Genomic DNA, 14,196 nt, shown 5'->3' with positions numbered 1-14,196 from the left:
AAGCTGTCAGATATGAGCTCCTTCGTCCGCGCCGCTCGCGGCGCCGCCGCCCCCGCTGCCGGCCCAGCGGGCCCTGGCCATGTCGATCTTCGGCTGATGGCCCGCGGCGGCGCGCGCGGCCGTGCGCAGCGGGGTGCCCTCGGCGCGGTAGTGGGCGAGCGCCCGCTGTTCGTGGCCCGGCAGCAGGGCACCGTCCGCGCGGACGACCCGCCACCACGGCACACCGCCGCCATAGAGCGCCATCACCCGTCCCACCTGCCGGGGGCCGCCCTCACCGAGCCACTCGGCCACGTCCCCGTACGTCATCACCCGGCCCGGCGGGATCAGCTCGGCGACCTCCAGGACCCGCTCCGCGTACTCCGGCAGCCGCTCCGCCGCCGTGCTCTCCGGACTCACCCGGACCATGGTGCCGTACGGCACCGACAGCGCGGCCGGGAGCGGCCCCTCGCCGCCCCGGAGCCCGTACGGCGCCAACCGGTGGCGTTCCTTCCGCTTCCCCCGCCCTCGAAATGCACCCTGATGCCCACCTCCGGGGTCCGGCCGTGCCACCATCTTCCGGGCGGTGACTGGTGATACGAGATCAAAAAGAGACGGCAGGGCAGCAGAGTGCGGGGCCTCCTGAGGGAGCCGGCACCTCTGACGAGTCGTCGCGCCCGGACGCCGGACGGACCGGCAGGACGGCGCCGCGCCACGACAAAAAGGCCCGGCCGGACTCCGCCGACCAGGACCACCAGGGCCCCCAGGAAAGCCAGGACCACCGCGCCCACCAGGACGCCGACCAGGACGCCCACGAGGAGACCCGCCAGGACACAGCGCGGCCCGACAGGAAACGTGCCGACGGGAAACGTGCCGACAGGGCACGAGCCGACAGGACAGGAGCCGACAAGGCAGGATCCGAGAGGCCCGAGAGGACATCCCCGCGCCCCGCGGGCGGCGCTGCCGGCGGTGACGGCGACGACGAGGGCGAGGTCCACGTCGACCAGGTCTCCGGGGACGAGCCGCTGCTCCCCGCGCGCGTGCACCGGCCAGCCGACCTCGTACGCGTGCTGCTCGGCATCCTCGGCATCATCGTCGTCCTGGGCATCGCCGCCTTCGCGCACGGCACCACAGAAGGCCTGGAGCAGGACATCGGCAAGGGCACAGGACAGGCCCCCGACCTGCTGACGAGCGTCGCCGGGTTCGCCTCGAGCGTCGCCATCCTCATCGTCCCCGTCGCCTTCGCCATCGAGCGGCTGATCAAGCGCGACGGGCTGCGCATCGCGGACGGCGTACTCGCCGCCGTCCTCGCGCACGGCGTGTCGCTCGCCACCGACCTGTGGGTCGCGCGGTCCGCGCCCGACTCGATCCAGGAGGCACTCACCAAGCAGGCCCCGAGCGGCGACATCACCGACCCCGTGCACGGCTATCTGGCCCCCGTCATCGCCTATATGACGGCGGTCGGCATGGCCCGCCGCCCGCGCTGGCGCGTGCTGCTGTGGGTCGTCCTGGCACTGCAGGTGTTCGCCGTGCTCGTCGGCGGCTTCGCCACACCGTTCTCGATCCTCGTCACCGTCCTGATCGGCTGGACGGTCGCGTACGGCACGCTCTACACGGTCGGCTCCCCGAACGTACGGCCCACCGGCCGGAACCTCCTCACCGGACTCCGCCGCGTCGGCTTCAAGCCGATCAGCGCCCTGCGCGCCGAGGAGCCCCCGGACGCCGACAACCAGGAGCGCGGCCGCCGCTACATCGTCACTCTGGAGGACGGCCCCCCGCTCGACGTCACCGTCGTCGACCGCGAGCAGCAGGCACAGGGCTTCTTCTACCGCGTGTGGCGCCGGTTCGCGCTCCGCGGCATCACCCAGCGCCGCAGCCTCCAGTCGCTGCGCCAGGCCCTCGAGCAGGAGGCTCTGCTCGCCTATGCGGCCATCGCAGCGGGCGCCAACGCACCGAAGCTGATCGCCACCTCCGAGCTCGGCCCGGACGCCGTGATGCTGGTGTACGAGCACACGGGCGGCCGCACCCTGGACTCGCTGCCCGACGAGGCGATCACCGACGAGCTGCTGCGCAACACCTGGCGGCAGGTCCAGGCGCTGCAGTCCCGGCGGATCGCCCACCGGAGGCTGGTCGGCGACGCGATTCTGGTGGATCGTTCCGGCAATGTCGCGCTGACCGATCTGCGCGGCGGTGAGATCGCGGCCGGCGACCTGGTGCTGCGCATGGACATCGCCCAGCTCCTCACCACGCTCGGGCTGCGCGTCGGCGCGGAGCGCTCGGTGGCCGCCGCCGTCGAAGTCCTCGGCCCGGACGCGGTCGCCGACAGCCTGCCCCTGCTGCAGCCCATCGCGCTCAGCCGCTCCACCAGGTCCACGCTGCGGCACCTGGCCAAGGAGCGGGCGCAGCGCGAGCGCGAGGCGGTCCTGGCGGCCTCCCATGCGGCGCGCGAGGCCCTGCAGGCGGAGCAGGACGAGCACGGCGACGCGGACACCACAGAAGGCGGCAAGACAGAGGGCGGCAGGGCGGACCGCAAGGACCGCAAGCCCACGCGCGCGGAGCGGAAGTCCGTACGGGCCGAGCGGATCGCCGAGAAGCGGGCCATCGAAGAGGCGATCGAGGAGGCCCGCGAGGAGGACCTGCTCGCGCAGATCCGGCAGCAGATCCTGCTGATCCGGCCGCAGGCGCCGGTCGAGCCCGCACGGCTGGAGCGGATCAGGCCGCGCACGCTGGTCAGCATCATCGCGGGCGCCATCGCCGCGTACTTCCTGCTCTCGACGCTCACCCACGTCAGCTTCAAGGACGTGATCGCCGAGGCGAACTGGTACTGGGTCGCGGCCGCGCTGGCCTTCTCGGCGCTGACGTACGTGGCCGCCACGTTCACCCTCCTCGGCTTCGTGCCCGAGAAGGTGTCCTTCGTCCGCACGATGCTGGCGCAGGTCGCAGGGTCCTTCGTCAAGCTGGTCGCGCCCGCGGCGGTCGGCGGCGTCGCGCTCAACGCCCGCTTCCTGCAGCGCTCGGGTGTACGGCCGGGACTCGCGGTGGCGAGCGTCGGCGCGTCCCAACTGGTCGGCCTGGGCGTGCACATCGTCCTGCTGATGGTCTTCGGCTACATCACGGGGACGGAGCGGACGCCGTCGCTGACCCCGTCCCGTACGGTGATCGCCGGGCTGCTGACGGCCGCCGTACTGGCGCTGATCGTCACCGCCGTGCCGGCGCTGCGGAAGTTCCTGTCGACGCGGGTGCGGTCGCTGTTCGCGGGTGTGGTGCCGCGGATGCTGGACATCATGCAGCGGCCGCAGAAGCTGCTCACGGGGCTCGGCGGGACGCTGCTGCTGACGGGTGCCTTCGTGATGTGCCTGGACGCGTCGATCCGGGCGTTCGGCGGCGAGCTGAGCTACGCGAGCATCGCGGTCGTGTTCCTCGCGGGCAACGCGCTGGGGTCCGCCGCCCCGACGCCGGGCGGCGTGGGCGCGGTCGAGGCCACGCTGACCTTCGGCCTCATCGCGGCCGGGCTGCCGAAGGAGATCGCGACGCCGGCGGTGCTGCTGTTCCGGCTGATGACGTTCTGGCTGCCGGTGCTGCCCGGCTGGCTCTCCTTCACGCACCTGACGCGCAGGGAAGCGATCTAGGCAGGTCGGCTCAGGTCGGCCCAGGTCCGTCCAGGTCGATCCAGTCGGCCTTGGCGCCCAGGGCCCTGGGTCAGCTGTCGCGGGACATACGTCATCTGTGGCGTCTGCCTGGTCGCCGCGGGGGGCTACCTGGAGCTCACCCTCGTACGGAACGACTCACCGCTCTTCGTCGTCCTGACCGGCGCGAGCATCTATGCGGTCGGTGATGGCGCTGGGCACGGAACTCGTCCTCGGCACCGCACCGCCCGAGCGGGCGGGCGCCGCGTCCGCTCTGCTGGAGTCGGGCTCCGAGCTCGGCGGCGCGCTGGGCATGGCGATCCTGGGCAGCATCGGCAACGCCGTCTACCACGCGGAGGCCGCCGACTCGGTCCGCCCGGCGCCCGGCGCGCTGCCGGACGGCGCGGCGGACGCCGCCCGCGAGTCCCTCGGCGGGGCTGTGGCGGTCGCGGGCCGGCTGCCGGGGCAGACGGGGGACACCGTGCTCGCCGCGGCGCGTGAGGCCTTCACACGTGGCCTGCACGCCACGGTGATCGGCTGCGCCGCGGTCATGGCCGCGGCAGCCGTCCTCTCGATCGTCCTGCTGCACAACGTCACGCTGGGTGACCGGCCTGAAGCCGAGACGGGGGCGGAGGCGCCCCCGCCGGAGCCGGCGGGAGCGCGCTGAGGCCCGGCGGCCCGGGGCCTGAGGCCGTACGCACGCAGAGGCGGCCGGGCGAGAGGCCGTACGTGCGCTCAGCCGTCCAGGTCGCGGCCCTGTTCCGGCCGGAATTCCTGCCGGAGTTCCGGCCGGAGTTCCTCCTGGAGTCGAGGCCTTCCCGTCCTCCGGGAGGGCCCTCGGCCGAGCTGAGAAACCGACTGGCTGTTCTACTGTTCCTGAAAGAGTGATCCGGCGAACGGGGAGCAGGGTGCCGACACGCAAGCGATCCATAGGGCGGGCCGGAGCCGCGGCCGCCACGGCCATGCTCGTCGCCGCGGCCGCCACTGCCTGCGGCGGAGGAGGCGACGGCGACGAGTCCGGCGGCCCGCTCGCCGAGCAGAAGCTGAGCTGGAAGAGCTGTCCCGCCCCATCCGTCCTCCAGGGCGCGGGCTCCGGCAAGCCCGGCCCGCTCCCCGACGGCACCGAGTGGGAGTGCAGCACCCTGAAGGTGCCGCTGGACTGGGAGAAGCCGGACGGCGAGCGGATCGACCTCGCCCTGATCCGCGCCAGGGCCAAGGCCCAGGACGGGCGTATCGGCTCCCTCGTCTTCAACTTCGGCGGCCCCGGCGGCTCCGGCGTGGCCACCCTGCCCCTCGCCGCTCAGGAGGACTACGAGAAGCTGCACAGCCGCTACGACCTGGTCAGCTTCGACCCGCGCGGCGTCGGCGCCAGCGAGGGTGTGCGCTGCCTGGACGACAAGGCCATGGACGCGGCCTACGCGGTCGACGGCACCCCGGACGACGCGGCGGAGGAGAAGGAGTCCCTGGCGGTCACCCGTAAGTCCGCGGCAGGCTGCGAGCAGAACTCGGGCGAGGTGCTGCCGCATGTGGACACCGAGAGCGCGGCCCGCGACATGGACCTGCTGCGCCAGGTCCTCGGCGACCGGAAGCTCAACTACTTCGGGATCTCGTACGGAACCGAGCTCGGCGCCGTCTACGCCCACCTGTTCCCGCGGAACGTGGGCCGCGCCGTCTTCGACGCCGTGGTCGACCCGACCCACGACCCCGAGAAGAGCGCCCTGGGCCAGGCCAAGGGCTTCCAGCTCGCCCTGGACAACTTCCTGGAGGAGTGCGCCGCGGACGGCGCGTCCTGCCCGACCGGCACCGACCCGGAGCAGGGCCGCCAGCGGATCACCGACCTGCTGCGGCAGCTCGACGGGAAGCCCCTGCCGACCAAGGACGGCCGCCGGCTCACCCAGTCCCACGCCCTCAACGGCATCGCGCAGGCGCTCTACTCCGAAGACTTCTGGACCTATCTGAAGCAGGGCCTCTCGGAGGCCCAGGACCTCGGGACCGGGAATCTCCTCCTCGCCCTTTCCGACGCGATGACGGGCCGGGACGAGCAGGGCCACTACAGCAACATCCAGTCCGCGAACACCGCGATCGTCTGCGCCGACGCGAAGCAGCGCTACACGCCCGCGGACGTCAAGGCGAAGCTCCCGGAGTTCCGGAAGGCCTCGCCCGTCTTCGGCGAGTTCCTGGCCTGGGGCCTGATGCAGTGCACGGACTGGCCGGTCGAGGGCGGCTCGGAGAGCCTGGACGTCGCCGCGAAGGGCTCGGCCCCGATCGTCGTCGTCGGCAACACGGGCGACCCGGCGACGCCGTACGAGGGCGCGCGGCGGATGGCCGACGGGCTCGGCGAGGGCGTGGGCATCGAGGTCACCAACAAGGGCGAGGGCCACGGCGCGTACGGGACCGGGACGTGCGTGACGAACGCCGTGGACGCGTATCTGCTGGAAGGCAAGGTCCCGCGCGACGGCATGACCTGCGCAAGCTAACGCCGGGCGCCGCGGGACGCCATAACCCGCGCACGCTAACGCCAGGCGCCGCGGACGGATGACCTGCGCAGACTAGCGCCGGCGCCACGGGACGCATGACCCGCGCAAGGCGCCAGGCGGCCCGGGACGCCATGACCCGCGCACGAGGTGCCGCGTGACCGCATGACCGGCGCGAACTAGCGCCGGGCGCCACGGGACGCATGACCCGCGCAAGCTAACGCCGGGTACGCATGACGCCATGACCTGCGCAAGCCTGCGCCAGCCGCCGCCGACAGGCGAGCCAGCGCCGGGCGCCGCCGACGGTAGAGCCCATCAGCCCGCCGCCTGCTGACACCATCGAGCCGGGGCGACAGCCCCGCAAGGCACGAGCGAGGCACGAGCGATGCGAGGCGCTCGGGCCGCCGGGCCTGGGCCGCGCCGGCTCGGCGAAGCCGGGCGGCGTCCGCGCCCAGGGCGCGGACGAGGCCCCTGCTCACCGGAGGTGAGCAGGGGCCTCGTCAGAACTCCCGCGGCGGAGCCGACCCTACGTCAGTAGACCGGCTTCGACGGCTCGATCTGGTTGACCCACCCGATCACGCCGCCCCCCACGTGCACCGCATCCGCGAAGCCCGCGTTCTTCAGGACCGCGAGCACTTCCGCGGAGCGGACACCCGTCTTGCAATGCAAGACGATCTTCTTGTCCTGGGGCAGGCCCTGGAGGGCGGTGCCCATCAGGAACTCGTTCTTCGGGACCAGCCGGGCGCCGGGGATCGAGACGATCTCGTACTCGTTCGGCTCGCGGACATCGATGATGTCGATGTTCTCGCCGCCGTCGATCCACTCCTTGAGCTGGCTCGGCGTGATGGTCGAGCCGGCTGCCGCCTCCTGCGCCTCGTCCGAGACGACCCCGCAGAAGGCCTCGTAGTCGATCAGCTCGGTGACGGTCGGGTTCTTGCCGCAGACCGCGCACTCGGGGTCCTTGCGGACCTTGACCTGGCGGTAGTTCATCTCCAGGGCGTCGTAGATCATCAGGCGGCCGACCAGCGGCTCTCCGATGCCGGCCAGCAGCTTGATGGCCTCGTTGACCTGGATCGAGCCGATCGACGCGCACAGCACGCCGAGCACGCCGCCCTCGGCGCAGGACGGGACCATGCCGGGCGGCGGGGGCTCCGGGTAGAGGCAGCGGTAGCAGGGGCCGTGCTCGGACCAGAAGACGGAGGCCTGGCCGTCGAAGCGGTAGATCGAGCCCCAGACGTACGGCTTGTTCAGCAGCACGCACGCGTCGTTGACCAGGTAGCGCGTGGCGAAGTTGTCGGTGCCGTCGACGATCAGGTCGTACTGGCTGAAGATGTCCATCACGTTCTCGGCTTCGAGCCGCTCCTCGTGAAGGACCACGTTCACGTACGGGTTGATGCCCTTGACGCTGTCGCGGGCGGACTCGGCCTTGGAGCGGCCGATGTCCGACTGGCTGTGGATGATCTGGCGCTGCAGGTTCGACTCGTCGACCTCGTCGAACTCGACGATGCCGAGGGTCCCGACGCCGGCCGCGGCGAGGTACATCAGCGCGGGCGAGCCGAGGCCGCCCGCACCGACACACAGCACCTTGGCGTTCTTGAGCCGCTTCTGCCCGTCCATCCCCACGTCCGGGATGATCAGGTGGCGGGAGTACCTGCGGACCTCGTCGACGGTGAGCTCGGCAGCCGGCTCGACCAGGGGTGGCAGCGACACGGGGACTCCGTTGGTCGGTTATGAGTACGGTTCGTCTGTTGGTAACAGTGCCACGGCCCATCTCATTCCGTGGCACCCGGTCCGATCCGCGAGACGATTTCGTCCCAGTAACCGGGAAGGGCCTCCCAGGGGTCCGTGCCGCCGCCCCGGTCCGTACGGTCCGTGAAGTAGATCGTCCCCGCGCCCTGCCAGCGGGCGATACGCATCGCCTCGTCGAGGTGCGTGCGCGGGACGCCGTGCACGAGGTGGCAAAAGCGCTGCGGCGCGTGCTCGGCCGTCCACTCCGCCACCTGTGACCAGCGGTATTCCGCCCACGGCCCGGAGAAGGTCACCAGCTGGTCACCCCACTCCGCGTATCCGGGATACGGGTGCACGCCGTGCCCGAGGACGATGTACGCCTCCCCGAGCAGGGCACGGAGCGTAGTCGTCGTACGCCGGGTGTTCTGCAGCTCGGAGTGCTCGGACGGGCAGCGGTCGAGATAGAAGCCGTCGACCTTGTACCAGTCCAGGAAGTGGTGGGCGTCCCCGACCAGCTCGGCGAAGGGGCGGGTGCCCTGGCGCATGTCGAGGTGGCCGAGCACCCGCACACCCGCGTTCGCCAGCCGGCCCACGGCCTCCAGGCAGTGCGGGTCCGGGCGGATGCCGGGCCCGCGCGCGACGTTCAGCACCGCCCAGTGCACCGGCGTCCCGGGGCGGGTCAGCTCGGCCCACTCGGCCGGGGCGACCAGCGGGTGGGCGTAGCCGGGCACCCCGAAGCCGAGGCCGCGCGCGCCCGCGGTCGGGGCGCGCCGTCGGCCGGCCGAGATCAGATACGACATGCTGCCTCCATCCAGATGTCGGCGAGGGACTCTTCGAGCTGAATGCGGGGGCGCCAGCCGAGCCGGTCCCGTGCGGTGCGCACGTCCGCCTGCTGCCAGCTGCCGCAGCCGTCCGGGTAGGGGTACGCGGGCTGGATGCCCAGGTGCTCGGCGGCTCCGCCGAGACCGCCCCTGGCGGCGCTCGCGTCGAGCTCGTGGACCGAGCCGCTGTAGCCCGCGACCTTCGCCAGAACGGCGGCGGCGTCACGAAGTCTTACGGCCCGGCCGGTGCCGATGTTCACCACGCCCTGAGCGGCGGACAGGGAGGCGGCGTGCACGGCGCGCGCCACATCCCGTACGTCCACGAAGTCGCGCTGCACGCCGATGCCGCTCAGTTTGAGCTCGGCGTCCCCGGCCTGCATCGCGCGGCGCATCGCCTCGGCGAGGCGGCCCAGCGGGGAGCCGGCCGGGGTGCCGGGGCCCGCGGGTGAGAAGACGCGCAGCACGACGGCGTCGAGGTCGGAGCCGAGGACCAGCTCGGTGGCGGCGAGCTTGCTCACGCCGTACGGGCCGCCGGGGCGGGGCACCGCATCCTCCGAGGTCGACGAGCCCGGCTGGGACGGCCCGTACTCGGAGCCACAGCCGATCTGCACCAGACGCGCACCGCAGCTGCTGCGACGCAGCGACTCGCAGACGGTCGCCGCGGCCACCGTGTTGTGGCGGGTCAGCTCGCGCGCGCCGCCACGGGTCGCGCCGGCGCAGTTGATGACGACGCCGGGATGCACGGCGTTCAGGAACCGGGTCAGCGCGCCTGGGCTCCCGGCGGCCAGATCGAACCGGACGTCGGCGTCGTCGCCGCGCCCGAGCGCCGTGAGCTGGACGGCGGGGTCGGCGAGCAGCCGCTCGGCCACATGCCGCCCGATGAACCCGTTGGCGCCCAACAGCAACACCCTCATCGTGCGGCCTCCTTGCGGTGGGGCGGGAGCACGCGCGCGTGGGGGCGGGCGTCGTGGGAGCGGGGCTTATGGGGGCGGGACTCTTGGGGACGGGCGTCGCGGGGGTGGCTCTCTTGGGGGCGGGCCTCTTGGGGGCGGGGTGTACGGCTCGTGTCGCGGTCGGACAGGTGGACCGGGCGGGATGCGGTGGGACGAACGGGCGGCTGGGCGGGTGGCTGTGCGGGTCGTGGGGAGGGCAGTGCTCTCATCTCGGGTTCTCCTAGGGGGACGTACTTGAGCCGTGGGGGACTCGGGAGGGTCCGGAACCGGACCGCCCGTGTGGCCGCCGTACGGCGGGAGGGGCGGCCGGAGCGGGAGGCGCGGGCCGGGGGCGCCTGGGCCATATGCGGCGCATGCCGAGGGCGAGTTGTCACCGGGGCACCACCGGGGGTGTGGTGTGGGCCTCGGCGCGGGAGAGGGTGACGGTGGCGTGGGCGAGGAGGGCGAGCGCGGCGGCGGTGCAGGCGGCGAGCGGTACGGCGGCTGGGCCGTACGCTTCGACGACCGCCTCCACCGGGCCGCCGAGCGCGCCGCATCCCGGCAGCCGGGCGGCCAGGGCCGTGCCGAGCGCCGCCGCCTCCACCGCACAGGCCGCGGCGAGACCGCGCGCGGCGGCGGACGGACGCCCGTGGACGGCCAGCAGGCGCGCGACGAAGAGCAGCGTGCCGAGCGCGGCCGCCGAGGCCGCGGCCGCGGTCCCGTACGATCCGCCTTCCGAGCTGCCGCCCGGGTACAGGGCTGATCCCGCCCGGGCCGCGACCAGCAGGCCGACGAGAGCGGCAAGGAAGAGGGCGACGACCGTCGGCACCAGGGGCCGGATACCCGCCGAGAAGTCCTCGAGACCTCGACTGGCCGTCAGCCTGCGCCGGGCGCATCCCGTGAACCACCTGGCGCACCAGGCGGCGGGCGCGACGGCGAAGGCGAGGGCCACGGCGGCCGGGGCCGCGTAGAGGGCGGCGTGGGCTGCGTGGAGGGCCGTGTGGAAGGCCGTGTGGAGCGCTGCGTCGAGGGGTGCGTCGAGCGGTGCGTCGGGACGGGCGGGGAGCGACCAAGGGCTCTCGTGCGGTCGTCCGGCCCACCGGGCGAGCAGCGCGTCGCCGAGGAGGAGATGGCCGAGCAGCCAGCAGGTCCACAGCGGTGCGGTGCCCGGTGACGCGCCGCGGAGGCTCAGCGGCCCGCGCCGCAGACACAGCCACAGCGTCACAACCACGAGGGCGGCGCCCGCGACGCCGGCGCCCAGCCGTACTGCCTGCCCGGCCGCCAGCGGCTCGACCCCGGCCACGGTGCCTGCGCAGGCAGTGCCCGGCAGCAGATACAACAGCGCGCGCCGGGCGCGGGGCCGGGCCACGACGGCGGCTTCTTGCGGCGGCGCCACGCGCGCGTGGCCCTCGGCACGGGGCACGCGCGCGTAGAGCTCCTCCGCGAGCGAGAACACGTCGCGGTGCCGGAACCGCGCGGCCGTACGGTCGGTGACGCCGTGCGCCTCGAGACCGGCGGCGATCTCGAGCGGATCGACGGCCCGTTCGCACAGCTCCCGGTGTCGATGCATCAGTGCCTTCACGGGGTCGGCGGGCCCTCGCCTGGCCATGCCCCGCGGGGGCCGCTCGGACCGCCCGTGCCGTTCGGACCGCCCGTTCTGCGCATGGGCCGCGTGCGCCCGCGCGCCTTCGTAGTCGCGTCCAACGCCCGCGGTCGCCTTGCCAGGTGGGTCACGTACCTCGTCAGCTGACACCGAACTCCCCTCCTGTGGGTAGGGGTCGACGGCTGCCTCGAACCATTCGCGCGGTGCTCTCCCCGAGGATCCGGACGGGGCTCCCTCGGAGCGCCGCTGCGCAATCCGCTGCCGTGCGGCGGCGAGCGAGTCCCGCCCCGTGGCGTCGGGCGGCTTCGCGTACCCGCCCGCCGACCGTCGCGGCACATCGCCTTCCGAGGAGCCGTGCTCACCCCTGGGCACGGCACCTGAGCCCAGCTCCCCCAGGTACCCGGCCTCCTCCTCCGAAGCAACGCGCGCGCCACGGATACCCGGGAGGTCCCTCTCGCCCCCCTGCGGGGCCGCCCCCGGCGCGACCTCCCCGAACGCGTCGCCTTCCGCCCCAACCGCGCGCGCCCCGCTGGACGCTGAACGCGGGCCCGCCGTAGCCGCGTCCGCAACCTCCGCCGCGGAGGGGGGAAGTGGGCCCGAACGCGTATCCCCGTCGCCCGAGCCGTCCGGGACGCGCAGGGCATGGCCGACTCCATCGGCGTACGCGTCCGCCTCCGCGGACCCGGCGGCCCTGGGCTCCGCAGCGGGCGCCACGCCCGATGAACTGGGCCGCGGACCTGCCGTGACGGCGTCCGCGCATCCGCCAAGGTCCTCGCAGGTGCTGGGCCCCAGGGGCCGCGCTTCGCCGGATGCCGCGCGCGGGCCCGCCGTGACGGCATCCGCAACCTCCGCCGCAAAGGGCGGCGGAAGGGGGCCGTCCGGCTCGGGGTCGGATGGGCTTCCCGGAGATTGGGATGCGGTCATGCCTCTGCCTCCCTGTGGGAGGAGGGCGGGGCGTACGGCGCGCCGGCGCCCACCGGATGGCCGCGGCGAGCCGCATCGACGGGCATCGGCTCGGCGGCGGGTGCCCGGCCAGGGACGCTCGCCGCCCAGGTCGGGATGTGGGAAGGCGCGACCCGCCCCCGGGCCGGGCCCTCCCAGGAGCCCGCCCCAGGGCCCGGGCGGGCAGCGCCGGAGGAGGCCCAGCGGCCCGGTACGTGGGCCTCGGCCGGCCGGGCGAAGGGCAGCGGCTCGCCGTCCTCGTCCACGGCCTCGCGCTGGACCGGGCAGTGCGACATCAACTCCAGGTAGATGCCACGAAATGCCGCGATGTTCTGCTCGACCGTGAAGAGCTCGAGCGCCCGGGCCCGGGCCGCGGCGCCCAGCCGGGCGCGGCGGTCCGGGTCGCGGAGCAGCGCCACGCACGCGTCCGCCAGCGCACGCGGATTCCGCGGCGGCACCACAAGCCCCGTACCGCCGATGACTTCGCACACCGCCCCGGCATCCGTCGAGACCGTCGCCCGCCCGCAGAGCATCGCCTCGACCAGGCCCACGGGAAAGCCCTCGGTGACGCTCGAGCGCACGATCACCGTGCCCGCCGCGTACGCATCGGCGAGTTCCGGCACCTCCGGGCCGCCGACCTCCTCGAAGGAGACCGGGTTGTCCCCGACGCTCACCGCGCTCGCGGCCTCGTCGGGGAACAACTGCGCGGCCAGTACCCGGCAATGGGCGGCGTACGCGGCCGCGTCCGGTCCGCGCCCCGGCCCGCCGACGATCCGCAGCCGCGCCTCGGGCACCGCCTCCCGCACCCGCGCGAAGGCGTGCAGCAGGGCCACAAGGTCCCTGGCCGGTTCGATCCGGCCGATCCAGACCAGCGTGCAGTCGTCCGTGGCACGCTCCGCGGCCTCCGCATCGGGCCCGGCACCATAAGCACCGGCACCGGCACCGGGACCGGCACCGGCACCGACCCTCACGCCCGCCCCTTCACCCGGCCCCGCCTCGCCCACCGCCGCGAAGGGACTCGCGTCCATTCCCGGGTAGACGGTCCGCAGCTTGGCGCGGTCCGCGCCGCATCGCTCCTGCCAGCGGCGCGCATGCGTGTTGCCGGGGGTGATGAGCGAGGCCTGGGCGTACACCTCCGCCGCCAACTGCCTCTGGAAGGAGGCGAGCAGGGCACGTACGGGGGCGGCGAGGGGCGCGCCGGAGTACGTGAGGTAGTGCTCGCGCAGTCGTACGCCGTACTCGGTGACCAGCAGCGGAATCCCGAAGAAGCGTTTGGCCACAAGCCCGGGAAGCGCCGCCGTACCGCCCGACGTGGCGTGGCAGAGGTCGACGCCACCGAGCCCTTCGTCCCCCTCGCCGTACCAGTCGAGGGACAGCGGTCGCAGCGCCTGCTCGAGGCCGTCGAGGACGGCGAGCAGGTCCGGGAGCTGCGCGCCGTGCGCGCCCCGGAGGGAGCCGGGGGCACGGCAAGCCGCCTCCAGGGTGCGGACGGCCGTCTCGGAGCGGAGGGCGGCGGGCAGGCCGCCGTATTCGTCCGCGAGTTCCGCGAGCCCATAGAGGCCGTTGGCGAAACGGTCCGCCTGACTGCCGACGGCCGACGAGGCGCGGACCGATCCACCCGCCGGCCCCGCCGCCCCCGTCGCTCCGCAGATCGCCGCCGCCAGATCGCCGAAGCACGCGGCGAACCGCCGTCGCTCGCGCCGCCCGTACCCGCGCGCCGATCCGTAACCGCGCGCCCGCGCGCGCCCCCTCGCGCCGCCGCCCGGCTGCCACTCCCCCGCCGGACCCCACAGCGGAGCTGTTCGTACCCGGTGCACCTGCGGCGGCAGTTCGAGCCGGCCGGCCGCCTCCTGACGCTCACTCCGGCTCAGGGCATAGACCTCGAACTCATGCTGCGCGAGTCCGCGCACCAGCCGGTCGCACCACACCCTCGCCTCACCGGTCGCATACGGATACCCACCCTCCGTAAGCAGTCCTACGCGCACGTGTGCACCCCCGATCTCGATCCGGTCACCATCCGGACACCGCCGTCTGGCAGCGGAAAGACGGTAAGCGTGTACGCGGGTGGGGGGGGGGGGGGGTGGGTATCGCGGT

9 protein-coding genes are annotated in these 14,196 nt (G+C 73.7%); 3 read left to right on the top strand and 6 right to left on the bottom strand.

Going from position 1 to position 14,196, the window contains the following annotated elements:
• Window positions 1-6: 6 nt before the first annotated feature.
• Window positions 7-405: an MGMT family protein gene (locus tag ACTWQC_RS33275; RefSeq protein ID WP_443319609.1), complete on the bottom strand. Its 399-nt coding sequence runs from the start codon at window positions 403-405 to the stop codon at window positions 7-9.
• A gap of 164 nt (window positions 406-569) precedes the next feature.
• Between ACTWQC_RS33275 and ACTWQC_RS33270 the strand changes: the two genes are divergently transcribed.
• The 3 genes from ACTWQC_RS33270 to ACTWQC_RS33260 all read left to right on the top strand — a co-directional run bounded on the left by ACTWQC_RS33270 (window position 570) and on the right by ACTWQC_RS33260 (window position 6,079).
• Entirely contained in the window at window positions 570-3,605 is a 3,036-nt protein-coding gene (locus tag ACTWQC_RS33270) for a lysylphosphatidylglycerol synthase transmembrane domain-containing protein (RefSeq protein ID WP_443319586.1), read from the top strand.
• 205 nt (window positions 3,606-3,810) lie between these two features.
• Window positions 3,811-4,269, top strand: coding sequence for a hypothetical protein (locus ACTWQC_RS33265; RefSeq protein ID WP_443319585.1), 459 nt, complete (start codon window positions 3,811-3,813; stop codon window positions 4,267-4,269).
• 241 nt (window positions 4,270-4,510) lie between these two features.
• On the top strand, window positions 4,511-6,079 hold the full coding sequence (locus ACTWQC_RS33260; protein WP_443319584.1) for an alpha/beta hydrolase: 1,569 nt from the start codon (window positions 4,511-4,513) through the stop codon (window positions 6,077-6,079).
• Window positions 6,080-6,607: 528 nt separating this feature from the next.
• On the opposite strand, the gene moeZ is transcribed toward ACTWQC_RS33260, so the two are convergent.
• From moeZ to ACTWQC_RS33235, 5 genes are all read right to left on the bottom strand, one after another.
• On the bottom strand, window positions 6,608-7,786 hold the full coding sequence (gene moeZ / locus ACTWQC_RS33255) for an adenylyltransferase/sulfurtransferase MoeZ (RefSeq protein ID WP_443319583.1): 1,179 nt from the start codon (window positions 7,784-7,786) through the stop codon (window positions 6,608-6,610).
• A gap of 62 nt (window positions 7,787-7,848) precedes the next feature.
• Complete coding sequence (locus tag ACTWQC_RS33250) at window positions 7,849-8,604, bottom strand: spherulation-specific family 4 protein (protein ID WP_443319582.1); 756 nt, start codon at window positions 8,602-8,604, stop codon at window positions 7,849-7,851.
• A complete protein-coding gene (locus ACTWQC_RS33245) occupies window positions 8,592-9,539 on the bottom strand; it encodes an NAD-dependent epimerase/dehydratase family protein (protein ID WP_443319581.1) in 948 nt (315 codons plus the stop codon). Before ACTWQC_RS33245 ends, ACTWQC_RS33250 begins: the two co-directional genes overlap by 13 nt.
• A 409-nt stretch (window positions 9,540-9,948) precedes the next feature.
• Entirely contained in the window at window positions 9,949-11,127 is a 1,179-nt protein-coding gene (locus ACTWQC_RS33240; protein WP_443319580.1) for a hypothetical protein, read from the bottom strand.
• Between the two features lie 953 nt (window positions 11,128-12,080).
• Complete coding sequence (locus ACTWQC_RS33235; RefSeq protein WP_443319579.1) at window positions 12,081-14,087, bottom strand: DUF3492 domain-containing protein; 2,007 nt, start codon at window positions 14,085-14,087, stop codon at window positions 12,081-12,083.
• Window positions 14,088-14,196: the final 109 nt, after the last annotated feature.

Origin of the sequence: Streptomyces sp. 8N616, assembly GCF_052246385.1 — a bacterium.
Taxonomy (GTDB): Bacteria; Actinomycetota; Actinomycetes; order Streptomycetales; family Streptomycetaceae; genus Streptomyces.
This window is presented reverse-complemented; position numbering and strand designations above follow the sequence as displayed.

Excerpts from the sequence above, each read along its gene's own strand:
- ACTWQC_RS33275 (WP_443319609.1), bottom strand. The coding sequence starts at position 405 with ATGGTCCGGGTGAGTCCGGAGAGCACGGCGGCGGAGCGGCTGCCGGAG.
- ACTWQC_RS33245 (WP_443319581.1), bottom strand. The coding sequence starts at position 9,539 with ATGAGGGTGTTGCTGTTGGGCGCCAACGGGTTCATCGGGCGGCATGTG.
- ACTWQC_RS33240 (WP_443319580.1), bottom strand. The coding sequence starts at position 11,127 with ATGCATCGACACCGGGAGCTGTGCGAACGGGCCGTCGATCCGCTCGAG.
- ACTWQC_RS33265 (WP_443319585.1), top strand. The coding sequence starts at position 3,811 with ATGGCGCTGGGCACGGAACTCGTCCTCGGCACCGCACCGCCCGAGCGG.
- ACTWQC_RS33250 (WP_443319582.1), bottom strand. The coding sequence starts at position 8,604 with ATGTCGTATCTGATCTCGGCCGGCCGACGGCGCGCCCCGACCGCGGGC.